The organism is Mycoavidus sp. B2-EB (assembly GCF_014218255.1).
Classification (GTDB): domain Bacteria; phylum Pseudomonadota; class Gammaproteobacteria; order Burkholderiales; family Burkholderiaceae; genus Mycoavidus.
In genome coordinates, this window is the sequence record NZ_AP021872.1 from 415,823 (window position 1) to 438,873 (window position 23,051).

22 protein-coding genes are annotated in these 23,051 nt (G+C 48.6%); 4 read left to right on the plus strand and 18 right to left on the minus strand.

Going from position 1 to position 23,051, the window contains the following annotated elements:
- The first annotated feature begins 11 nt into the window (after nucleotides 1–11).
- Nucleotides 12–1,469 carry a DNA recombination protein RmuC gene (locus MPB2EB_RS01870; protein WP_232534457.1) on the plus strand — a complete coding sequence of 486 codons (1,458 nt, stop codon included), beginning with the start codon at nucleotides 12–14 and terminating at the stop codon, nucleotides 1,467–1,469.
- 43 nt (nucleotides 1,470–1,512) lie between these two features.
- On the opposite strand, the gene MPB2EB_RS01875 is transcribed toward MPB2EB_RS01870, so the two are convergent.
- From MPB2EB_RS01875 to MPB2EB_RS01950, 16 genes are all read right to left on the minus strand, one after another.
- A complete protein-coding gene (locus MPB2EB_RS01875; RefSeq protein WP_185182181.1) occupies nucleotides 1,513–1,788 on the minus strand; it encodes a DUF3566 domain-containing protein in 276 nt (91 codons plus the stop codon).
- Nucleotides 1,789–1,819: 31 nt separating this feature from the next.
- Complete coding sequence (locus MPB2EB_RS01880) at nucleotides 1,820–2,740, minus strand: cation diffusion facilitator family transporter (RefSeq protein WP_185182182.1); 921 nt, start codon at nucleotides 2,738–2,740, stop codon at nucleotides 1,820–1,822.
- A gap of 47 nt (nucleotides 2,741–2,787) precedes the next feature.
- On the minus strand, nucleotides 2,788–3,663 hold the full coding sequence (gene prmC / locus MPB2EB_RS01885) for a peptide chain release factor N(5)-glutamine methyltransferase (RefSeq protein ID WP_370576622.1): 876 nt from the start codon (nucleotides 3,661–3,663) through the stop codon (nucleotides 2,788–2,790).
- Nucleotides 3,641–4,723, minus strand: a complete 1,083-nt coding sequence (gene prfA / locus MPB2EB_RS01890) for a peptide chain release factor 1 (RefSeq protein WP_185182183.1) — start codon at nucleotides 4,721–4,723, stop codon at nucleotides 3,641–3,643. Before prfA ends, prmC begins: the two co-directional genes overlap by 23 nt.
- A gap of 70 nt (nucleotides 4,724–4,793) precedes the next feature.
- Nucleotides 4,794–6,416: a PhoH family protein gene (locus tag MPB2EB_RS01895; protein WP_185182184.1), complete on the minus strand. Its 1,623-nt coding sequence runs from the start codon at nucleotides 6,414–6,416 to the stop codon at nucleotides 4,794–4,796.
- A gap of 30 nt (nucleotides 6,417–6,446) precedes the next feature.
- Complete coding sequence (locus MPB2EB_RS01900) at nucleotides 6,447–6,938, minus strand: peroxiredoxin (RefSeq protein ID WP_185182185.1); 492 nt, start codon at nucleotides 6,936–6,938, stop codon at nucleotides 6,447–6,449.
- 44 nt (nucleotides 6,939–6,982) lie between these two features.
- Nucleotides 6,983–7,888, minus strand: a complete 906-nt coding sequence (locus MPB2EB_RS01905) for a polysaccharide deacetylase family protein (protein WP_185182186.1) — start codon at nucleotides 7,886–7,888, stop codon at nucleotides 6,983–6,985.
- 14 nt (nucleotides 7,889–7,902) lie between these two features.
- Nucleotides 7,903–8,946, minus strand: coding sequence for a bifunctional UDP-4-keto-pentose/UDP-xylose synthase (locus MPB2EB_RS01910; protein WP_185182187.1), 1,044 nt, complete (start codon nucleotides 8,944–8,946; stop codon nucleotides 7,903–7,905).
- Nucleotides 8,947–8,993: 47 nt separating this feature from the next.
- A complete protein-coding gene (locus MPB2EB_RS01915) occupies nucleotides 8,994–9,908 on the minus strand; it encodes a formyltransferase (protein ID WP_185182188.1) in 915 nt (304 codons plus the stop codon).
- Nucleotides 9,905–10,870 (minus strand): glycosyltransferase, encoded by a 966-nt coding sequence (locus MPB2EB_RS01920; protein WP_185182189.1) that lies wholly within the window; start codon nucleotides 10,868–10,870, stop codon nucleotides 9,905–9,907. The genes MPB2EB_RS01915 and MPB2EB_RS01920 overlap by 4 nt, the downstream gene beginning before the upstream one ends.
- 4 nt (nucleotides 10,871–10,874) lie before the next feature.
- Nucleotides 10,875–12,023, minus strand: a complete 1,149-nt coding sequence (locus MPB2EB_RS01925) for a DegT/DnrJ/EryC1/StrS aminotransferase family protein (RefSeq protein WP_185182190.1) — start codon at nucleotides 12,021–12,023, stop codon at nucleotides 10,875–10,877.
- 63 nt (nucleotides 12,024–12,086) lie between these two features.
- Nucleotides 12,087–12,458: an SMR family transporter gene (locus MPB2EB_RS01930; RefSeq protein WP_185182191.1), complete on the minus strand. Its 372-nt coding sequence runs from the start codon at nucleotides 12,456–12,458 to the stop codon at nucleotides 12,087–12,089.
- A gap of 64 nt (nucleotides 12,459–12,522) precedes the next feature.
- Nucleotides 12,523–13,815: a hypothetical protein gene (locus MPB2EB_RS01935; RefSeq protein WP_185182192.1), complete on the minus strand. Its 1,293-nt coding sequence runs from the start codon at nucleotides 13,813–13,815 to the stop codon at nucleotides 12,523–12,525.
- Nucleotides 13,816–13,993: 178 nt separating this feature from the next.
- On the minus strand, nucleotides 13,994–14,767 hold the full coding sequence (locus tag MPB2EB_RS01940) for a hypothetical protein (protein ID WP_185182193.1): 774 nt from the start codon (nucleotides 14,765–14,767) through the stop codon (nucleotides 13,994–13,996).
- 142 nt (nucleotides 14,768–14,909) lie between these two features.
- Nucleotides 14,910–16,592: a glycosyltransferase family 39 protein gene (locus MPB2EB_RS01945; protein ID WP_185182194.1), complete on the minus strand. Its 1,683-nt coding sequence runs from the start codon at nucleotides 16,590–16,592 to the stop codon at nucleotides 14,910–14,912.
- Between the two features lie 42 nt (nucleotides 16,593–16,634).
- Nucleotides 16,635–17,045 (minus strand): Mth938-like domain-containing protein, encoded by a 411-nt coding sequence (locus tag MPB2EB_RS01950; protein WP_185182195.1) that lies wholly within the window; start codon nucleotides 17,043–17,045, stop codon nucleotides 16,635–16,637.
- Between the two features lie 75 nt (nucleotides 17,046–17,120).
- On the opposite strand from MPB2EB_RS01950, the gene MPB2EB_RS01955 reads away from it, so the two are divergent.
- On the plus strand, nucleotides 17,121–18,362 hold the full coding sequence (locus MPB2EB_RS01955) for a pyridoxal phosphate-dependent aminotransferase (RefSeq protein WP_185182196.1): 1,242 nt from the start codon (nucleotides 17,121–17,123) through the stop codon (nucleotides 18,360–18,362).
- A gap of 19 nt (nucleotides 18,363–18,381) precedes the next feature.
- Here MPB2EB_RS01955 and pyrF read toward each other — a convergent pair whose 3' ends face one another.
- Nucleotides 18,382–19,212, minus strand: a complete 831-nt coding sequence (gene pyrF, locus MPB2EB_RS01960; RefSeq protein WP_185182197.1) for an orotidine-5'-phosphate decarboxylase — start codon at nucleotides 19,210–19,212, stop codon at nucleotides 18,382–18,384.
- A 239-nt stretch (nucleotides 19,213–19,451) separates the two neighbouring features.
- A complete protein-coding gene (locus MPB2EB_RS01965; protein ID WP_185182198.1) occupies nucleotides 19,452–20,789 on the minus strand; it encodes a 2-hydroxycarboxylate transporter family protein in 1,338 nt (445 codons plus the stop codon).
- Between the two features lie 167 nt (nucleotides 20,790–20,956).
- Between MPB2EB_RS01965 and MPB2EB_RS01970 the strand changes: the two genes are divergently transcribed.
- Both MPB2EB_RS01970 and MPB2EB_RS01975 read left to right on the plus strand, forming a co-directional pair.
- On the plus strand, nucleotides 20,957–21,907 hold the full coding sequence (locus tag MPB2EB_RS01970) for a LysR family transcriptional regulator (RefSeq protein ID WP_185182199.1): 951 nt from the start codon (nucleotides 20,957–20,959) through the stop codon (nucleotides 21,905–21,907).
- A gap of 94 nt (nucleotides 21,908–22,001) precedes the next feature.
- Nucleotides 22,002–22,931, plus strand: coding sequence for a LysR substrate-binding domain-containing protein (locus tag MPB2EB_RS01975; protein WP_185182200.1), 930 nt, complete (start codon nucleotides 22,002–22,004; stop codon nucleotides 22,929–22,931).
- The last annotated feature ends 120 nt before the right edge of the window (nucleotides 22,932–23,051 follow it).

Below are 23,051 nucleotides of genomic sequence, written 5' to 3' on the forward strand. Positions count from 1 at the left end.
GATATTTTTTGATGCCAATATTTATGTTTGTGATGGTCGGTATAGGGTGCGCTCTTATACTAACGATTGGGTTAATCCTTTGGCTGCGGGCGAATCTAAGCACTCAGCTTACCGCGCTGCGGACCCGGCTGGATGAAGTACATAACGCTCAAACTCATGCATCTGAAGGTCTTGAGCGTGAATTGCGTAGTGATGTGACTGAAACGGCACGCATGACGCGCGTAGAGTTAAGCACGGGATTAGTTCAGTTCCAGCAAAGTTTGTCAGCGCAACTGACCAGTATCGCTACTTTACAAAACAACCAAATCGATTCTTTTGCGCAGCAGCTCGCAAAATTGACGGCCGGGAATACAACGCAGCTTGAAGCGATGCGGCACAGCGTGCAGCAACAGGCGCAGCAGGCACGCGAAGAACAAGGTATGGCGCTTAAACGCTTTAGCGATACGCTGCATCAGCAGCTCTCGCAATTGTCTGAAGAGAATAGCCGGCGCATGGCTGAAATGCGCGCTACGCTTGAGCAAAAATTAAAAGATATAGAAACCAACAATGCGTTAAAACTGGATGAAATGCGTCATGTGGTGGATGAGAAATTACACGCTACGCTTGAGCAGCGGTTAGGAGAATCGTTCAAGCTGGTTGGTGAACAACTGGAACAGGTACACCGAGGATTGGGTGAAATGCAAACGCTTGCCACTGGCGTGGGCGATTTGAAAAAAGTCTTAACCAATGTTAAAACGCGCGGGACTTGGGGGGAAGTGCAGCTTGGCGCATTGCTTGAGCAGATATTAACGCCTGATCAATATGCGCGGAATGTGGTGACGGTTCCTGGCAGTAGTGAGCATGTGGAATTTGCGCTGCGCTTGCCTGGCCGTTCCGATGTCCTGGATGCCGGTGGTCTTGCCGCGCCAGTTTGGTTGCCAATTGACGCTAAGTTCCCGCGCGCTGATTATGAACGTTTAATAGAGGCTCAAGAACTCGCCGATCCAATTGCAGTAGAAGAAGCGTGGCGAGCATTGGAGGCGTGCGTGCGGCAAGCCGCGCGCACAATTGCGCAAAAGTATCTGGCGCCACCGCATACAACGGATTTTGGTTTACTCTTTCTGCCAACCGAAGGACTCTACGCAGAAGTGCTGCGCCGTCCTGGACTCAGCGATGCAATACAGCGTGATTACCGCATTACGATTGCTGGGCCCACGACTTTAACTGCATTATTAAATAGCTTGCAAATGGGATTCCGTACCTTGGCTATAGAAAAACGTTCAAGCGAGGTATGGCGGTTGTTAGGAACCGTAAAAACGGAGTTTATGAAGTTTGGTGAAGTTTTGGCAAAGACCAAAGCGCAATTAGAAACCGTGACGCGTTCAATTACAGCTGCTGAAACGCGCACGCGTGTTATGCATAAACAGCTGCGCAATGTTGAGGCATTGCCAAGCGAGGCTAGCCCTCATTTGCTGATGGAAGAGGAGTAAATTGAATCCACCAGAGCGCCTTGTTGGTGGGGGCTTAGGAGCCTTAGTCTTCTTGGCTAATCTCATCCAGTGTGATTTCAATGCCGCCCACATATGACGCGACCCAGTTATAAATTTGGCAGGCCAGCCATAAGAGTGCAAAACCAAGCGCAGCATTAATTAAAAGGGCGCTGAGCAACGCGCTTATGGCGAAGACCTGATAGCGTACATAAGCCATGATTGCCCCCAATAGGACAATCGGCACGGAGAAGGTCAAGTAAATTAGGATCAGCGCTTTTGCTGCTTGGCCAGGAGCGATATAGGAAATTTGCTTTTTCATGTTTTTTCACCAAGAGAATTTCAACCTTGCATTATGAGGGCGCTGCAGGCGAGGTTAGTGCGCAAACGCGCTTTGTATTATCTAAGTTAATTTGGAGGGTGGTGTGGTGTATTGAGTATTGATGAGCAAGAGTGTGCGTCACCGTAGTCAGAAAAGCATCGCCAGGGTGCCCAGCTGGCATGGTTAAGTGGGCGGTTAATGCGTTTTCAGTTGTCGAGAGGGCCCATACATGCAAATCACATACATTGACAACGCCCGCAAGTCCGGCAAGGTACTGCTCAATGTGCTGTAGATTTACGTTAGCGGGTACTGCGCTAAGCGCCAGTTGTAGCGACGCGCGCAATAGCCCCCACGTGCTGTAGACGATCAGTAGCACGACGCCGATTGACAGCGCCGGGTCAACCCAGTGCCAGCCTGTCCACAAAATAATCAGCCCACTGATGGCAACCGCAAGTGAGATGGCTGCATCTCCAACCATATGTAAAAAGGCACTGCGGATGTTCAAATCATGGCGACTCCCCGACATTAATAGCCAGGCAGAAAAACCATTGATCACGGCGCCTACCGTGGCGACAATAAAGACGGTTGCTCCTGCAACTGGGGCGGGATTTATAAAGCGAGGTACGGCTTCCCAAATAATTAAACCCGAGGCGCAGAGTAAAAGCACTGCGTTGGCGAGCGCGGCCAGAATCGAGGCGCCCCGTAGCCCGAAGGTATAACGTGGGTTGGGCTGTTTTTTAGCGAGCCAGATAGCACCCCAGGCCAGTATCAGCCCCAACACATCGGAGAAGTTATGACCTGCATCCGCGAGGAGCGCGGTCGAATTTGCTAACCAACCGTAAATGAGCTGGCTTAAGACAATCGCAAGGTTGAGCCCGATGGATAACGCAAAAGCTCGCCCATAACTGGCGGCTGTCCTATGATCATGATGCGCGTGCGAATGGCCGACCATGGGGTTCCTTGAGCTAAAGAGAGATTTTTAATATATTACCGAAATTTTTAGGACTTGAGGCCCCCGCTTACTCGCTCGATGTGCGCTAGATCGCGCTCTGAGCGTACCTTGCTAAAGCCATGCGCAATCAGTTGGGCGCGGGTTGCAGCGGCTTGATTATAGCCATGCTCTAGCCATAATGCGCCGCTGTCTAGTAGCCAAGCACTGGCTTGCGCAATAATGGTATGGAGAGCGCTCAGGCCATCGGCTTGATCAGTGAGGGCGTGGCGTGGCTCAAAGCGCAGGTCACCTTGGGTCAGGTGTGGGTCGTGAGCGGCGATATACGGTGGATTGCTGACAATCAGATTAAAGCGTTTAGGGGTGGCCAGTGCGTGATACCAATCGCCTGCCGCAAAATTGAGAGGGCCGCCGGGCCGATCAGCTGGCAATAGATGGTGGGCATTCCATTTGGCAAGCGCTAGCGCTGCATGGGCTTGATCCGTTGCTGTAATCTGAGCGTCAGGCCGTTGATGCGCAATCGCAATCGCAATCGCGCCACTCCCCGTACCTAAATCCAGCACTTGTGGCGCCTCGATGGATGCAATTGAGGCCAAGGCTAACTCGACCAGTAATTCTGTCTCCGGACGAGGAATCAAGACTGCGGGTGTGATACGAAAGGTGAGCCCGAAGAATTCGCGTTGCTCAATAATCTGCGCCATAGGTTCGCCAGCGAGGCGGCGTTTTTCAAGTGCCTGAAAAGCGGCTATTTGGCTTGCTGGCAGTATTTCATCTGCCCGTGTGATTAATTCAGTGCGTTGCCAGCCGAGCACATGCGCCAACAGGATCCGAGCCTCCATCGCTGTAATTGGCGCTGCGCGCAGCAGTTGCGCCGCCGTAGCTGTCGTCGCCAGTTGGGCGGGGTTAATTGGTTTCTCCCAGTGCAGCGAGCAAATCAGCCTGATGCTCGCTCACCAACGTGTTAATTAAATCATCCAGATCCCCATCCATCAACGCCTCAAGTTTATAAAGCGTTAGGTTAATCCGGTGGTCGGTCATTCGACCTTGTGGAAAATTATACGTGCGAATGCGTTCTGAGCGATCTCCGGAGCCGATCAAGCTCTTGCGGGTTGCGGCTTCTTTGGCTTGTTGCTCATGGTAGCGTTGGTCTTGAATGCGCGCGGCGAGTACTTTTAAAGCGCGCTCCTTATTTTTATGTTGGGACCGGTCATCTTGGCATTCAACCACAATACCGCTTGGCAAATGCGTGATACGCACGGCCGAATCGGTTTTATTAATATGCTGGCCACCTGCGCCCGAGGCACGGAAAGTATCAATGCGTAAGTCGGCGGGATTGATTTCAACGGCGCCTAATTCGTCTGCTTCTGGCATCACAGCCACGGTGCAAGCAGAGGTGTGGATCCTTCCCTGCGTTTCGGTTTCCGGTACGCGTTGCACACGATGGCCGCCGGATTCAAATTTTAAACGTGAATAAGCGCCTTGGCCGATGATGCGAATAATCACTTCTTTATATCCCCCCAGTTCAGAGAGGTTTTCAGAAATGACTTCGACTTGCCAGCGTTTACGTTCGGCATAGCGCAGATACATACGGAGCAGCGCACCCGCGAAAAGCGCGCTTTCATCGCCACCTGCTCCAGCTCGGAGTTCTAGAAAAATATTACGCTCGTCGTTGGGATCTTTTGGCAGCAGCATGGTTTGCAATTCTGCCTCAAGTTGCGCCATGCGTGCGCGAGCGCTGTGGAGCTCGTCTTCAGCAAAGGCGCGCAGGGTAGCGTCTGTGAGCATTTCTTGCGCGGTTTGCTCATCGGTTTTGGTGTCCGTCCATTGGCTGTAATGTTCAACCAACGGCGCCAATTCGGCGTGCTCGCGTGTCAGCTTGCGGTATTGATCAAGGTTCGCCGTAACGTCCTCTTTACTGAGTAATTGATTTAATTCCTTGAGCCGCTGTGAGAGCTGATCAAGTTTGTGCTGCATGCTTTGTTTCATAAAATTAGCTAAGGGCAAGCAAGTTATTTTTATCGCTGCTTATATCTGCTTGCGCGTTTAAATAGAATGGTTAAAGAATTTCCGATGCATAGTCGGCTAGACGGGATCGTTCGCCACGGGCCAGCGTAACATGGCCACCGTGTTGCCAGCCTTTGAACCGATCTACGACATAAGTGATGCCAGAGCTGCCTTCCGTGAGATAAGGGGTATCAATTTGTGCGATATTGCCGAGGCAAACAATCTTGGTGCCGGGCCCGGCGCGCGTAATGAGGGTCTTCATCTGTTTAGGGGTTAGATTTTGCGCCTCGTCAATAATCAGATATTTGCTCACAAAAGTGCGCCCGCGCATAAAACTCATGCTTTTAAACTTAAGCCTGGAACGGATCAAATCTTGAGTTGCCGCTCGCCCCCATTCTCCTGCGCTGTTATCCGTTTTTTGCAAAACCTCAAGGTTATCGTCAAAGGCTCCCATCCAGGGTTGCATTTTTTCTTCTTCAGTGCCAGGCAAGAAACCAATATCTTCTCCTACTGACACAGTAGCCCGGGTGACGATAATTTCATTGTAACGTTTATCCTCTAGCACTTGCACTAAACCTGCCGCGAGCGCGATTAAGGTTTTACCTGTCCCGGCTTGACCCAGCAATGTCACAAAATCGACTTCTGGGTCCATCAGTAAATTTAACGCAAAGTTTTGCTCGCGGTTACGCGCGGTGATGCCCCACACATTATTTTTATAATGGCCATAGTCGCGCAAGGTTTGTAAAAGAGCGGTTTTGCCGTTAATTTCACGAACCTGGGCACGTAACGGAAGCTCACCGTTATCGGGCTCAAAATAGACAAATTGGTTAATTAAGAAGGATGCGCATTGTGGGCCGGTGATTCTGTAAAGCGTAGTGCCGGTCTTCGTATCTTGCCAGCTTTCCATATTTTGACTATGGGTACTCCAGAAATCAGGCGTTAACGCCTGCATGCCAGAGTACAGCAAGTCTTTGTCTTCGAGAACCTGATCATTGAAATAATCTTCAGCAGGTAACCCAAGTGCATGAGCTTTAATGCGCATATTGATATCTTTCGATACCAAGATGACTTGTTGTTCAGGGTGTTTGCTTTGCAGCGCATGGACTACGCTGAGAATTTGATTATCGGCCTTGCCCTGTGGCAAGCCATCGATGGGGGCAAACGGTTGGAGCTGTGTTTGAAAGAAAAGATGGCCGGTCGCTTCACGATGCCCAAGGCGCGACAAGGAGATGCCGGTGGTCAGCAACTCACTCGCATTGGCTACCAGTGCATCCAGTGTGCGGCTAACTTGGCGCGCATTGCGCGCGACTTCTGACATGCCCTTCTTATGGTTATCAAGCTCTTCGAGCGTCATCATGGGCAGATAAACGTCATGTTCCTCGAAGCGAAAGAGGCTTGATGGATCGTGCATTAAGACATTGGTATCTAGCACAAAAAGTTTACGCACCGAAGCAACTAAAGCAGGTGGTTGAGCTGGCTGATGGCGTGTGCGGTGGGTGGGTGGCCTGGCGGGAACAGGCGTTGGCGCGCTATTTGCCGGCAGCGGGACAGAGCCAGACTGGGGCGAGGGCGTCTCTTTTTCTTTTCTTCCACGCTTTACAGGGCGAGCCTTAGCTTGATAATCATCAAGCGGTAATTGGCTACCCAGTTTGTTCGGCATCGTTGGCAAAGGCATGGTCTTCCTTGATATTTAGATACGTAAATTTTACGCTTTTGCTAGCGTGTGTACAGCATCTAACACCTCTGTAACGTGCCCGGGTACTTTGACGCCACGCCATATTTGGCGTAAGACACCTTGTGCATCCAGCAAAAAGGTTGAGCGCTCGATGCCACGCACCTCCTTGCCATACATGTTTTTAAGTTTAATCACCTCAAACAGAGCACAGAGTTTTTCTTGCGGATCTGAAATCAGGCTAAATGGCAAATTGTGTTGTGCCTGGAAACTCTGATGAGATTTTAAGCTATCACGAGAAATGCCGATAATCTCCGTGTTGGCTTGCTTAAATTGCGCATACGCATCACGAAAATCTTGGCTCTCAGTGGTGCAGCCTGGGGTGTTGTCTTTAGGGTAAAAATACAGCACTACATTTTTGCCGCGTAAGCGGCTGAGCGAGATTTCTTCCTCACCCCCGGTCAAAGTAGCGCTGCTAGCGGCTGCGCTGAATTCTGGCACGGCTTGGTTAAGAGCGATGGACATCACAATTCTCCATTTTTTCGATTACGTTAAGACAACGACTTGGGCTAGGGCTGTATGATCAGTTCACCCGCGCGTCCAGGGATTTCGCCCCAGCTTATAGGATATAAAGGTAAATCATCAAGCTTAAGCGTTGCATAATAATCGGCTAACGCGACTAATGCATGGCCTTGTGCGCGCCAGCCAGCGAGAAGCTTGGCAAAGAAAGGCGCAAGCTTTTGTCCTTCTAGTTCTGCATGTAAGGTGAAGACGTGCGCGCTATCGTGATTGGCCTGATCGGGCTCGGTGAGCGCTAGCAATTGGCGCACCACTTCAGTCGCATCGGCACCCTTTACGCCTAATTTTTCATCGAAAGTGGGCAAGGTTGTTGGGAGTTGGACCTGGGCTAGCGGCTGGCCGCCAAGCGTTGGCCGGTATGGGCCATGGCCGCGGCCATCAGACGCATAGGCCATCTGCCAAGCGTCAAGTTGCGCAAAAGCGTAGTCATTCATTTGCCAGCCCGCCGCACCGTGTGTCGTCGGCACTGCACCAAAAATTTCAATAAAACGCGTATAGCTTTTTTGCATCTGGGCGAGGGTCCAGTCACGTCCGCGCTGGCGTACATTATCTTGCCAGCGGACATGATCCCACGTATGAATGCCACATTCAAAACCCGCATCGCGCACGGCGCGCATTTCAGCCGCGGCTTGGCGGCCAATATCGGGTCCGGGCAACAACACGCCATATAGCAGGGTTTTCAAGCCATAGTGTTCAAGCACTGAAGTGCGCGCGACTTTTTTTAAAAAGCCAGGGCGGAGTGCGCGACGCAAAGCCCAACCAGTATGGTCTGGGCCTAAGCTAAATAAGAAGGTCGCGCGCGCTTTGGCGCTTTCTAATAAACGAACCAGCGCTGGCACGCCTTCCCGCGTGCCGCGCAACGTATCGACATCGATTTTAAGAGCGATCTGAGCCACGCGTGAATGGCCGGCTAAGCGATTAGAGTGTGTGCTGCGGCAACCTGGCTGCGATAGGCATCAAAAACTTTGCGTAGCGCTTGCTCCATGTCAATGGTTGGCTTCCAGTTGAGCTCAGCGCTTATATTATCAATGCTTGGCACGCGATTTTGTATATCTTGATAGCCTGCGCCATAGTATGCGCCTGACGAAGTCTTAACCAGTTTGACTTGTTGTGCGTTGGTGGCGTATTCGGGGAACTCAGCGGCGAGTTTGAGCATCATCTGAGCTAGCTCTTGCACGGAGAAATTGTTGCTTGGATTACCAATGTTATAGATTTTGCCAAGCGCCACATCGGCTGGGTTTTCGATGATGCGCATGAGGGCGCTAATCCCATCGTCAATATCGGTAAAAGCGCGCTTTTGTAGGCCGCCATCCACTAGGCTGATATTTTCTCCACGCACGATATGGCCGAGGAACTGAGTCACAACCCGCGAGCTGCCTTCTTTTTGCGTATGGATTGAATCGAGTCCAGGGCCCATCCAGTTAAAAGGCCGAAACAAAGTAAAGCGTAGCCCTTCTTGCATGCCATAAGCCCAAATCACGCGGTCCATTAATTGCTTGGAGCAGGCGTAGATCCAGCGGGGTTTATTAATCGGGCCATAAACCAGGGATGAGCTTTGCGGATCGAATGCGTCATCTTCGCACATGCCATAAACTTCAGAGGTTGACGGGAAAACCAGATGTTTGCCGTACTTAACCGCTGAGCGAACGATGGGTAAATTAGCCTCAAAGTCGAGCTCAAACACTCGCAGTGGCTGTTTCACATAGGTGGCAGGAGTCGCAATTGCAACCAGTGGCAGAATGACATCGCACTTGCGGATATGATACTCAACCCATTCTTTATTGATGGTGATATCGCCCTCGGAAAAATGCATTCTTTCATGCTGAACCAGATCCCCCAAGCGATCGGTCTGCATATCCATGCCAAAGACTTCCCAATCGGTTGTGTTGAGAATACGCTTAGATAAATGATGGCCAATAAAGCCATTAACACCCAAAATGAGAACTTTTTTCATGAGATCGAAAGCAAGAAATAAGGCGCAGCATTTGAAGAGAGCCTGGGCTAAGTATTGGTCAGTTCCGCAAACTCAGCGAGGCTAATTAGGCATCCTTCGTGCTGCAATTCGTGAATAGCAATAGCGCGGCCATCGCCGCATATGCCCAATAGCGTATTATCCACTATCTGCAAGCCTGGCGGCAAATTTGCGCAGATTAACGGCTCGGTTGGGGCCAGTCGGGCGCGTGCAATCACTAGGCGTTTACCCTTTATTTCAGTAAAAGCGCCAGGGTACGGCGGGGTGACAGCGCGGATCAAGTTATAGACAGCTAGAGCGGGCTGGCGCCAGTTGATACACCCATCTTCCGGTTTACGGCCGCCAAAATAACTGCCATTGGCGAGTATATTCGGCAGCCGTGGAGCTGTCCCCGCCAGTAACGCAGGCAAACTATTCCAGAGAGTTTGCTCGGCGGCAACGGTGACCTTATCAAAGACTTGGGTTGCCGTGTCATCCGGTAAAATTGGCACAGCTGTTTGCGCAACGATAGCACCCGCATCCGGTTTGGCTGTCATTTCATGGAGCGTTGCGCCGGTTTCCGTTTCACCCTGCAAGATCGCCCAGTTCACCGGTACGCGCCCCCGATATTTTGGTAAAAGCGAACCATGCATATTAAATGCCCCATGTCGCGCCAAAGCAAGCAATTCAGGGCTGAGCATATGCCGATAATAAAAAGAAAAAATAAAATCAGGGTTGGCGGCGCGTACGGCGGTGTTGAGCTCGCTAGGGTTTGCCTCGGTGGGCATTAAAGTGGGCAGCCGATGCTCGGCGGCAAGCGCAGCAACACTGTCAAACCAGATATTTTCTGCCGGATTATCGTGGTGCGTGACAACCAAGGCGACTTCAACGCCGCGCGCCAGTAAGACTTGCAAGCAACGCACCCCAACTTGATGATAGGCAAAGACAACCGCGCGGAGAGTCATAATGGGCGAGAGGTTGAGTCTGGGCTAGCGTTAGTTTCAAGCACGGTTTGGATTAAATAACGTGGCCGCGCGCGTACTTGCTGATAGATGCGGCCGATATATTCGCCCAGCAGACCTAGTGCAAGGATAATGACCCCAAATAAGAAAAACGTAATTGCAAATAACGTGAAGACCCCTTGTACTTCAGCGCCAATGATAAAGCGGCGCACGATGAGCAAGATAAAGAGCCCGGCGGAGCCCAATGACAGTAAGAGGCCAATAAAGGATAACCATTGCAACGGCGCTACCGAGAAACCTGTGACTAAATCAAAATTAAGCCGCATCAGGCTATAAAATGAATATTTTGAGGTACCGGCAAAGCGCTCTTCATGAGCGACTTCGATCTCTACTGGACGCTGGGCGAAAGTGTAAGCAAGCGCTGGGATAAACGTATTCAGCTCGCCGCAGCGATTGATCGTATCGATAATGTGGCGGCTATAGGCGCGCATCATGCAGCCTTGATCGGTCATGCGGATATGCGTAATACGCTCGCGCAGTTGGTTCATTGCGCGTGAGGCTTTACGACGCCACAGACTGTCTTGTCGTTGGCGGCGGATGGTGCCAACGTAATCGTGACCTTCGTGCATTTTTTGCACAAGTTTGCCAATTTCTTCGGGTGGATTTTGCAAGTCGGCGTCAAGCGTCACAATAATTTCGCCGCGCGCGGCCTCAAAGCCGGCAAGAATCGCCATATGTTGGCCATAGTTGCCGTTGAGTAAAATCACCCGAGTGTGCTCAGGCCGCGCACGAAATTGATCCGCCAGCAAGGTTGCCGATTGATCTTGGCTACCATCGTTTACAAAAATCACTTCATAGGGCAGTGCGAGCGCATCTAGCGCTGTGTATAAACGAGCAAATAATGCATTAAGTCCTGCTTCTTCGTTATAAACGGGAATTACAACGGATAATTCAGGTGTTTTCATTTTTTTAATGAGTGAGTGAGGAGTGTTCGCAAATTTCATTCACGGCAGTCACGACTCGTTTAACGTCAGCTAGCCGCATAGCTGGAAACAACGGTAAGGTCAAAATGCTAGCGCCGATACGTTCGGCATGCGGAAATTTATTCAGAGTGAAACCGCGTTCTCGATACAATTTGAAAAGATGAATGGCTGGATAGTGTGCGCCACTGCCAATACCTCGCGCATGCAGCTCAGCCATAAAACCAGCCCGGTCAAGTTTAAGCGTTGGCAGCGGCAGCACAATCTGAAACATATGCCAATTGGTATGCTCAAAATCATCGGGTGGCAACTCTACGCCAAGCGCCACCGCTGCGCTGTTAGCAAAACATTCAAAATAATGCCGAGCCAGTTCTCGCCGCTGCTCGTTAAAACGCGCCAAATGCGGCATTTGGCCAAGGCCGACACGGGCGGCAACATCGCTCAGATTGAATTTGCCCCCTAATACATCGACTTCCATGCCATCAAAGCCGCTGCGGGTTACGCCTTGTAAACGGTATTTCTGTGCTAAACAGGCTTCAGCCTCATCATTTAACACTAAGGCGCCGCCCTCTATCGACGTAAGGTTTTTATTCGCATGAAAACTAAAAGAGACTAAATCGCCTATGGCGCCAATGCGTTGGCCGCGCCAGCTTGAGCCGAGCGCTTGGGCGGCATCTTCAATCACCCGCAGCCCATGTTGGCGTGCAATCGCGTAGAGGCGATCCATATCGACTGGCAGCCCAGCAAGATAGACGGGCATCAACGCTTTAGTGCGGGGCGCAATCGCCTGCTCTAGTAGATTCAGATCAAGATTGCGTGTGCGAGGATCAATATCCACAAAAACCGGTGTTGCGCCTACTTCGAGAATCGTATTACTGGTTGCAACCCAGGAGAGGGGAGATGTGATGACCTCGTCGCCTGGGCCAACGCCAGCGATGCGCAAACCGATTTCAAGGGTGGCGGTGCCCGAACTAAAAGTACGGACCGGACGGCCGCCGACATATTCGGATAAAGCTGCCTCAAAGGCGAGATTTTGGGCGCCCGTTGTAATCCAGCCACTACGCAAAACATCGGCGACACCGGCGATGGTTTCCTCATTAATCGTCGGGCGGGTAAAGGGCAGAAACTCTTGATCCATCAAGAAATCCTTCAAATTAAATAAGGGCGGCTAGCCAGCGACGAGTGTCACGTACGATACGGATTAACCCCGAGCTAACACGTAAACGCCAAGTAAAATGATGGCGGTGCCTATTAAGCGTTGTAGCGTAAGCGTTTCGCCAAAAAAATAAGCGGCGAGTAGCGCGTTTAATACGTAACCCAGCGATAACATTGGGTAAGCGATGGACACATCCACTCGTGATAAGCCAATGATCCAAACGACCAAGCTGAAAGCATAACAGATGAGGCCGCCGATAATCGGCCACTGCGCTATCAACTGTAGCCCAATAGGCACAATATTTGCGCGGCTGAATTCAAATGGGCTGACTGCGTTGACGCCTGCTTTGAGGAGGAGTTGGGCGCTGGTGTTGAGGAGGACGCCGCTTAAGATGCAGGAGAGAGCAGTCGGGTTCATGCGGATGAGGAAAAGGATTAAATTTGAATTCTAATCCTTTTCTGGGGTGATGCTAGGCAGGGTTTTAAGGGTACGGCCAATTTTTTCGAGGGGCCGCAAATTTTGCTGCCGCTTGTCTAAACGCTAGAATGGTTTCTGGGTTAGCCTTTTCCTCATACGAATCATTATGCCTCGAATCATAATGTTCTTTCAGAAGAAATTTATTATTTTTTGCCCTAATAAAATTAGGGTTGTATCTAATAAAGTCCCCTTCAAAAATTTCTGGAACTTCCTCTCTTTTTATTTTTACTTGCTTATCTATCATTTTTTCAATGGTTTCTGGTATCTTAATGCCAGATAACTCTATTATAGATGCATCCATTCCGAATTCATCAATCAGGTATTTGATTGTTCTTTGTTCGATTATTCTATATAGCGTTGCTATAAAGTCAAGTAGAAATGTATAGGTTCCATCTTGAAATGCCGGTTTTTCTGAATCAAGATCTTCAATTATTTTTTCTATTTTTGATTTTGTTAGAGAGGGTGTGGAGAAAAAGTCCTCTATAAAATCTATTCCAAATAAATCGCTCTCAAAAATAGAATCTGAAAAAGATTTTGGGGTTTTCTTGATGGAATTTTCTATATTGTAAATATCTTTTAAGGTAAAGTTGAATATTGCTATATTAGGATAATGTCGAGCTATTGTACTGTGTAGCCAATTTACATGATCTTTTGGGTCTTGAGACAAAGCGTTTAATAACCGCTGTTTATTATAATTATCGCGACGCAGCACCACAAGCGCTTTGTCTATATCAATAATGATCAGCTCAGAATTTTCAAAATTAGGATTTGATTCAATATTGAATTCATTTGAGATATTTAGGCTGTAAAGTTCATTAACCGCACGTATGACATTTCCAATATTTTTTTGCCGACCAAAGATGCCTGTTTGGTGAAGATACTTTTCGTATGAAATATCGTGATTGTGACGAACTTGATTCCAGTCTGCCGCCAACATTCCTCGTGTGTAAGGAGGTTCGTTAGGTGCTTTGCTAGCATAATATTTGCGCATGAGCCTACGTTGTTGGCCTGAAACTCGAGGATTGCTTTTAATAGCAATCAAATTCATATAACGCTCATATTCATCTGGGGTAATAAGAAGCTTGCCTAAAGTCACATTGATGGCATGAATAGCACAATTTGCGTCTGTTTGTTTTTCAAAGTGTGGTAATGATAGTGCTTCAGGGTTTTGCATTTTTAAATCTTCTGCTTTTTTTTCATCACCACCACAAGCGACAGTAAGTACTATCAATGAGGTGGTAGTGATGAATTTGATTATTTTCATCTGAGCGATATAGGAGGAGTATAGATTTATCATGAATAGACGAGGAGAGCTCTTTGGATATAATTTTATTTTAATAAATTTACTGAATTAATTTTTGTGTAGTGAAGTGACTTATTACTACCTTAGTAATATTTAAGGAATATGGAGCCTAAAGGGGCTTGCTAAAGCTAGAAGATTGGCGCCGTAAAAGTATACTTCAAGAGGCTAGGGATTAATTTAATGCATTTTGAAAATCTTCCATATTTTTTGAGGTAAAGTAAAGGACGCGGAAATCTCTAATTAAGCCATGTGCATGAAGTTCTAATTCCAACTTCAGTTGTTCAATGTAAGAAATATGATCAGCTATGAGCCGGTCACCGCTCTCTTTGCGCCAAAAGTCACTTTCATCTTTATAAAATCCATCAAAATGGTTATTTGTAAGAATGATGAAGCCTTTGGCATCTATAAAATCACGTTTAGCGCAAAGAGCATCATTAAATTCCTCCAGAACAGTTTGAAACTCTAATCCAAACTTAAACTTGATTACATCAATAACATGTTCAACGGCCTTGTTACGGCCAAAAAGGCCGTATTCTGTCGCAAGGTTATTGAATGTTGGATCAAATGAAGCAGATTCAGAAGGGACTTTGGCCTTATCGAAGGCCTCTTCTAGTTTTTTGAGCACAACAGGATTATATTTTTTCGTTTTATCTTTATAGTGCTCGCGCAGCAACTTTTTTTGCTCTTCAGAAAACAGCTGATTGTCTATGCTTATGCTCTGATTTTCCATATATTCGTAGTATTCTCGGGGGGAAATAAAGCGCTTATTTCCTAACGCCCAATTAACCGAGCGAATGGCACAATTTCCAGTTGTTTCTATATCAAAATAAGGTTCTTCTGTTATTTTGGGGTGCCCTATACTAGGGTCTTCTTCTCCACCGCCGCCGCAAGCGGAAACAAAAAATAACTGTAGTAAAATTATTCCAAGAACTTTAGAGAGTTGCACAATATTTGCCCAAGTAAATTTCGTTTTTAATTATGGCAGATATCAATTTGAATGATGCGATAGATGTGTTGTTTTTTGGTAAGAAAAGGCTCTTTATCTGAAAATTAATTTCCAGATAAAGAGAAATAAACGAATCTAAAGTTTACGCTGGCTTAGCAATAATCATGCGATGCACATCGCGCGCAATGATCCGCATTGGCACGCCACGCGCAACCAGCGTTTCGTAAAGTGACACCGGCACTAGCGCCAGCGCATGCTGATCGTGTTGCCAGCGTTGTATCCAGAGTTCAAGTGTTGGTACCCATTTTTCGGGCTCTTGCTCAATGCCAAAACGCAGTTCATCTTGGTGCTGAACCATGATCATCGTATGTCGTAGATAAAACGGCATCGTATGGTCAAGTGCCATAACTGAATAAAATGGCGTATGCGCAGGCAGTTTTGCCAGCTCGGCTTGCACTGCGCTTGCGAGGGGCGCACCCGAGCGTACTTTGCCGAATATTTCATGAGCGTTGCCTGCAATCGCAATCGCGATAAACCAGCCACAGGCGTAAACGCATAATGCTCGTAGGGTTGCCGTGGGATGATTACGTTGGTTAATCCAAGCAGATAGCGCAATGCCTATCAATGCGGTCGTGAGCGCCAGATAAACCCAGCTTTGATAACTGCGATAGAGTGCATTTTCAGCGGGCGTATCGCCTAAATAGGCCAAAACTAATGCGCCGACGTAGCCAGCGCTAACCAGTGCCGCTTGGCCGAGCAGATGTCGGCGCCATTGGGGGGCTTCAAGTAAGGGTAAATAGCGGCCAAGTAACAGCGCTAGTGCGGGCGCGATGGGTAAAATATATGAAATGAGCTTTGAGTGCGAGGCGCTAAAGAAAACAAAAATAAAAACCGACCAAACTAGCAGTAATTTCACGGGTGAGAAACCATTCGACTGGGGCGGAGTTTTGAGTGCGTGCCGGATACTCTGCCAAAGTAGAGATAACCAGGGTAAAAAACCAAGTATGAGCACGGGTATGAAATAATAAAACGGCCCAGGGCGGTTTTGCTCAGGCGTTAAGTAGCGGCGAAATTGCTGCACAATAAAGAAAAACTCGAAAAATGCGGGGTTGCGTTGTTGAACCAGTACGAACCAGGGTACGGTAAGCGCCCCAAATATGAGGCTGCCACTGAGCACATGGAGCCGTTTCCAAAGCGCCCAATCGCGGGTAATCAACGTATATAAAACCAGTACCGCAGCCGGTAAGATTGCGCCGACCAAACCCTTGCTTAATACGGCAAGCCCAATTGCCGCCCAGCACAGCCACATCCAAGAGCGCCTTGCCGTGGTTGTAAGGCCGGGACGCTGCGCCAGTAATAATGAACATAAAGCAGCTTGCATCCAAAATGCGAGCCCCATATCAAGCACATTGAAATGGCCCAGCAAATTCCAATAAGGCGCAGAAGCGAGCGCAAGCGCGGCAAAGAACCCCGCGCGCGCGCCAAAAACCCGCGCACCAGTCAATCCAGCGAGCAGCACGCCACCAAAACCACACAAGGCGGTGTACAAACGCGCTTGCCAATCTCCAATGCCGAACCAAGCAAAGGTCGCGGCATTAAACCAAGTTTGTAGCGGCGGTTTCTCAAAATAAAGGTAGCCGTTGTAGCGTGGCGTAATCCAATCGCTGCTCATCAGCATTTCCCGTGCTATTTCAGCGTAACGGCCTTCATCCGACGGGACCAAATGGCGGATATTTAATTGCATGAACCAGATCAGGGCGAAGAGGGTACCCAATACAAGCAACGTAGCGCGGGAAAAAGGCTTAGATGAGAAAGCGTCATGCATAAGAAGTATCAGCGTAGGAAATTAGAGGGAATACATCAGCTTTTATTGGGTGTCGAGCCGGGCTTCAGTCGGTTCAATCAGCAGCGCAGCAATCACGCGGCGGCCTTCGGCTACTAAAATGTTGTACGTGCGGCAAGCAGCGTAAAGATCCATGGTGTCAATTCCAATTGCGCATGCGGTCAGCGCGCTAGTGAACGCAGGAGGAGGAAAGCGTAGCTGCGCGCCACTGCCAAAAATGACAACCTCAATGGCTTCCGTTGACGCAGCGCTTGCGAGCAGGTTGAAATGTTCGTCGCTTAAAGCGCTAAATGATGGCGCCGGCCAGGTCTGAACCGGTGATGTCGGCCGTACCAGAACGCTATGAGTGTAGCGGGCTTGATTAATTTCAACATATCCGGCACCGTAAGCGGTGATCATGTTATATGTTGATGCAGGGTCCGGGTGGAGTTTCAAAATGTTATTTCCGAAAGATCTGAAAAAATAGATACAAGCTACAATTTGTCCAAATTATATCTGTAGAGGTGAGCTGTGAGGCCGATTCATAAATCCAACAAATTACTCAACGTTTGCTACGATATTCGTGGGCCTGTGCTGGAGGAAGCTCGGCGACTTGAAGAAGAGGGCCATCGGATTATCAAGTTGAATATCGGTAATTTAGCGCCGTTTGGTTTTGCTGCGCCTGACGAGATTGTACGGGATATGATGCGTAACCTGGACGCTTCAGCAGGTTATTCTGACTCCAAAGGCATATTTTCTGCGCGCACAGCGGTGATGCATTATGCACAGCAAAAGGGTATTGCTGGTGTAGAGCTTGATGATATTTATTTGGGTAACGGCGTCTCCGAATTGATTGTCATGTCGATGCAAGCGCTCCTGAATAATCACGATGAAGTTTTGCTGCCCGCGCCCGATTATCCATTATGGACTGCGGCGGTGAGTTTAGCGGGCGGAACGCCGGTGCATTATTTATGCGATGAGCAAAATGGCTGGTTGCCCGATCTTGATGATATGCGCGCTAAGATCACGGCAAATACCCGCGCCTTGGTCATCATTAATCCCAATAATCCAACCGGCGCGCTGTACCCGGAAGATTTTCTTAAAGCCGTGGTTGAGCTGGCGCGCCAACATGATTTGATTGTTTTGGCGGATGAAATTTATGACAAGGTCATTTATGATGATCTTTCACATACATCAATCGCGGCGCTTTCTAAAGACGTATTGACCATTACTTTCAATGGCCTGTCAAAGAACTACCGCGCCTGCGGCTATCGCGTTGGCTGGATGATTCTATCCGGCCTGTCAGAGCCCTTGCTGCGTCAGCGCGCGCGTGATTATATCGAGGGCTTAAATATTTTAGCCTCGATGCGTTTATGTCCAAATGTGCCAGGTCAATACGCGATTCAGACCGCCCTAGGCGGTCATCAGAGTATTCAAGATTTGACTGCACCCGGTGGTCGGCTTTTTAAGCAACGTGCTTTGGCTTATGAAATGCTGAGCGCGATTCCAGGGGTTTCATGCGTTAAACCCAAAGCTGCGCTTTATCTTTTTCCGCGGCTGGATCCGGCGCTATATCCGATTCAGGATGATCAGCGCTTTATTTCTGAGTTACTCCTAGAAACGCGCGTGCTAGTCGTGCAGGGTACCGGATTTAATTGGCCAACCCCAGACCACTTCCGTGTCGTGTTTTTGCCCAACCTTGACGATTTGCGCGAAGCCATCGAGCGTATAGCGCAGTTTCTGGATAAATACCGTAAGCAATATAAACGCTGATTGCGGGTCAGCAGACGGCTTATTTAGATGGACTGGGTCGACGATAGAGATTGATTGCAGCACGGGCTTCCCGTGCGGCTTGGCCCGCTGCGGCTGCAAAGTCATGGCTATTACTGGCATATAAGATGGCGCGTGAGGAGTTAATTAACATGCCCAAACCTTGCGCGGTACGCCCAGCTTTGACCGTTGCGGCAATATCGCCCCCTTGCGCGCCAATGCCCGGAATGAGTAATGGCATATCGCCCACCATCTTGCGTACCGTGGCGATTTCATGCGGAAACGTAGCGCCTACGACTAGGCCAATCTGGCCATTTGTATTCCATTTCTGACTCGCATATTCGGCGACAATTTGATAAAGCGGGCGTCCGTTGCTGTTCAGAAACTGTAATTCGGAGCCACCTGGATTAGAGGTGCGGCAAAGCACAATGACGCCTTTATCTTGATAGGCGAGATAGGGTTCAATTGAGTCAAAACCCATATAAGGGTTTACGGTTACGGCATCTGCTTGGTAGCGTGTAAAAGCTTCGTGGGCATATTGCTGAGCTGTACTTCCAATGTCGCCGCGCTTTGCGTCGAGGATGACGGGTAATCCAGGATATTCGGTGTGAATATATGCAATCAGTTGTTCGAGCTGAGTCTCTGCGCGATGCGCGGCAAAATAAGCAATTTGCGGCTTAAAGGCGCAAGCATAGGTTGCGCTTGCGTCGACAATGGCACGGCAGAATTCGAAAATTTTATCAGGCTTTCCCTTAAATGAAGCTGGAAAACGAGCGGGATCGGGGTCAAGACCAATACAGAGTAATGAATCATTACGCTGCCAGGCGTTTGTTAGGCTTTGAATAAAAGACATAGCAGAAATGGGGTTATATTAGGTTAACTGGCAGCATGATAACTTCTGTTCGGTGTTTGAGCCAGTATGCAGCATCGAGGTGTATTGACGCAGATGGCTACCCAGTTTGCTCCGCAATAGCTCAGGCAAGGCCATGCAAAAATGCCGAGGTGACAATGTATCACCTCGGCATAGCACGCATAAAGTACGAGTGATTCTGGGGGGGCGCTATCGCTTAGCGCGGCTTGGAGAGATAGGAATTAGGTTAAATTTCCTAATAATAAAAGAGCAATAGTGATCGTAAGCGCGCCGCCTAGGCGGGTCGCCATTTGGGCAAATGGCATAAGTTGCAAGCGATTAGAGGAAGTGAGGATCGCCACATCGCCAATGCCGCCCATGCCACTATGGCAGGCATTAATAATCGCACCTTCAATCGGATACAAGCCAACCCAACGTCCTACAAAAAATCCCACGGAGGTTAGCGTCAGCACGGTAGCGACAATGGTGACAAGGTTCGCTAAATTGAAAGCCGCTAGCAGCTCGTTCCAAGGGGTGATGGTGATGCCAATGGCAAACAGCAGAGGATAGGTCACCGCCGTCGAGAAAAAGCGATAAACGGTGCGTGCGCCATCTTCTAATTTAGGTGAAACTGCGTAAGTGAGCTTGGCGAGCACTGCAAGAAAGAGCATGGTGACTGGAGCGGGTAGGCCGGTTAACTTATGGGTAAGGATGCCTAAGATATACAGCATAATTGCGATCAGGCCAGCCGCCGCAATATTTTCCACCGGAGCCACACTATTGTTGTGATTTTTTAATAATTCTCCATCGTCTTCGGTATGTAAGCGCCCATTGCCGGTAAAATGAGTATAACGCTTACCGAGTTGATTCAATAAACCAGCGAAGATAATCGCGGTTAAATTGCCGAGCATAACTGCGGGTAAAACCTGCGCGAATAGCTGCTTTTGCGGCAGGTTCATAATATCAGCATAGCCGAGTGTGAGAGGAATGGCGCCTTCACCGATGCCGCCGGCCATGATAGGAATCACAATATAAAAGAACGTGTGATGTGCGCCTAAGCCCAAGGCCATGCCCGTGAGGGTGCCGACTATCGCCGCGGCGACAGAGCCAACCGCCAGCGGAATAAAGATTTTAGCGAAGCCTCTTAGAATTGTCAGGCGGTGCATGCCGAGGATACTGCCAACGACCACAGAGGCGATGAATAGATAAAGTATATTGGTCGTTTGCCAGAAGTCATTAATTGAGCTGACTAATTGGTTGGGCAGAAGTTGATAATAGACTAGGCAGGAGGGCAGAAAGGTGGTGACAATTACGGGGCCGCCGATTTGGCGTAGCACCGGAATGCGAGCACCCAGTTCGGCACATGTAAAGCCGAGCACGGTGAGCATCGCAATCATGATCGAAATGTCGTTTGGAATTTTTTGTAGAGCAAGCAAAATACTCAAACAAACAACAATAATGCAATATACTGGCAACGGGATAATGCCGATGCGTTGATCCATGCGTTGGTGCCAATAGCTTGACCAGGACTTTTTGCGAGGCCGCAATAACTCAGTGCTGGCTAAGGAAGTTTGTTGCATCGTATGTATCCTCGTAATGCGACTTATTTTTGTTCTCGCACGATTTATTAAAATTACGAATTCGTTTAACCTCAATTTTGATACTGTAGTGACATAAGTGCTATCAATCTAATCATTTTTTCTTTAGGATTGATTCCATTTGGTTATTAAAGTTTTGAGAGCAATATATGCATACTGCGTTGTGTACTTTTCAAGCGCTTAGCAAGCAACTCAAATTTCGCCACTTGGTGTTACTCGACGCATTGGCGCAGACGAAAAATATGCGTATAGCCGCCGAGCGAATAAATGTAACACAGCCCGCTGCCACTAAAACGCTACACGATCTCGAAGAATTATTGGGTTTTTCTTTATTTGATAGATTACCGCGCGAAATGCGGCCCACTGAATTGGGCATGCTAGTGATTCGCTATGCACAGCGTGTGCTGAATGATTTAGAACGCTTCGTTGGCGAAATGAATGTTAAAAAAGATGGAGGGTATGGCTACCTTTCGATTGGCGCTATCTCGGCTTCTCTGGGGAATGTGGTTACCACTGCCATTAAAATCATCAAGCAGCGCCGCCCATTATTAACCGTTAGGCTTTTTGAACAGAGCAGCGATCAATTATTGGTTGGACTAGAGCAGAAAAAGTTTAATTTTATTGTGGGTCGCTTCACAGAAGCTCATCAAAGAAATATCTTTAATTTTGAGAGCTTGATCGACGAAACGCTGTGGGTAGTAGTGGATGGTCGGCATCCTTTGCTTAAGAAAAAGAAGATAAACATACATGAATTAAGAGATTGGCCGTGGATTTTGCAGCCTCCTGCTAGCCCATCGCGACAGCTTCTTGAAGAAAGTTTCTCTCAAGCGGGAATCCCTATGCCAACGAATTTAACCGAGATGCCTTCGGTTTTTCCGGCGCTGCAGCTTTTGCAGTCGAGCAATATGATTGCTTTACAGTCGCGCTCGGCCGTGAGTGAATATGTCCGACGTGGGGTACTTGGGCGTTTGCCGATCGAATTTGGTCGTAGGATGAGTCCCTATGGGATTTTAGCCCGTAAAGATGAAACCTTATCTGAAAGTGCGCAAGAATTTGTTGCTACTTTGCACGAAGCCGTGCGTGAGATATGCGTGGAATAGGTGACTTGGTGGGCCATTTATTTCAAGCGTATGACCGTTAAATGCAGCAATATTGCACTTAATAGCATCAGCCCAATCTGGATAAAAAATTAATATGGATATTAAGGCGCTACGCTACTTCTTAGCGATGGTTGATTATGGCAGCTTAACCAAAGCCGCTGAAGTTGTGGGGGTGGCGCAACCTGCGCTCAGTCAGCAACTGACTGCTCTTGAAGCGGAATTCGATGTGCAGTTACTCCATCGTAGTTCTAAAGGTATTGCGCTCACTAACGCAGGTAGGGTGCTTTATCGGCATGCATGTACGATTTTGCGGCAATTGTCTTTGGCGAGTGACGAGGTTAAATCAATCGGAGCAAAAGTTTCTGGTAAGGTCTCAATAGGATTGCCGCCTACGGTTGCTGCTCGACTTGTCATGCCATTGATTAAAACGGTACGAGAACGGTTCCCTGAGGTGTGCTTACAGATATTTGAAGGCTCGAATGAACAGATGCGAGCGCGCTTCTTTAATCAGCGCTTAGATTTTGTATTTCTGTTTCGCAATACCGGTAGCCAAACGCTTGAGGCGTTGCCACTCGCACAGGAGGTATTGTCTCTCATTGGTTATCCGGAGCAACGTTTACTGCGCGCCGATCAACCTGGCGCAGCGCCGATTCTACCGATAGAAAACTTGGGTAGTTTGCCGTTAGTACTGCCGGCTAATTCACAAGAAGGGCTGCGCCATCAGATAGGGGAGATATTAGCGCAGAGAAATATTGGCGTTAATGTAGTCGTCGAGTTGGATTCTCTGAAATATTTACTACAGTGTGCACGGGAAGGCTTAGCGTGTACGATTTTGCCCACATCGGTTTTGGTCGGCGAATACGCCGATCTTCCGCACTACCAGATCCAACCCGAGATTAAAAGGCCGGTGTCTTTGTGTTGGCTAAGAAGCGCGCAATTGATGCCCGCGGCTCATGCGGTCAAGGAGGTTGTGCAAGAAATTACCGGCCAGCTTGTAAGTGCAGGAGAGTTGCTGAGTGTATAGCGCTTCTTTTGGGACGCGTGCAGAGCTTCACACACGGCAGGTTACTGGCTCTGCATGCCTGAGCCGTGCGGAAACAAAACAATTGATTTAATAAGCTATACTCACATAACGCTGAAATTC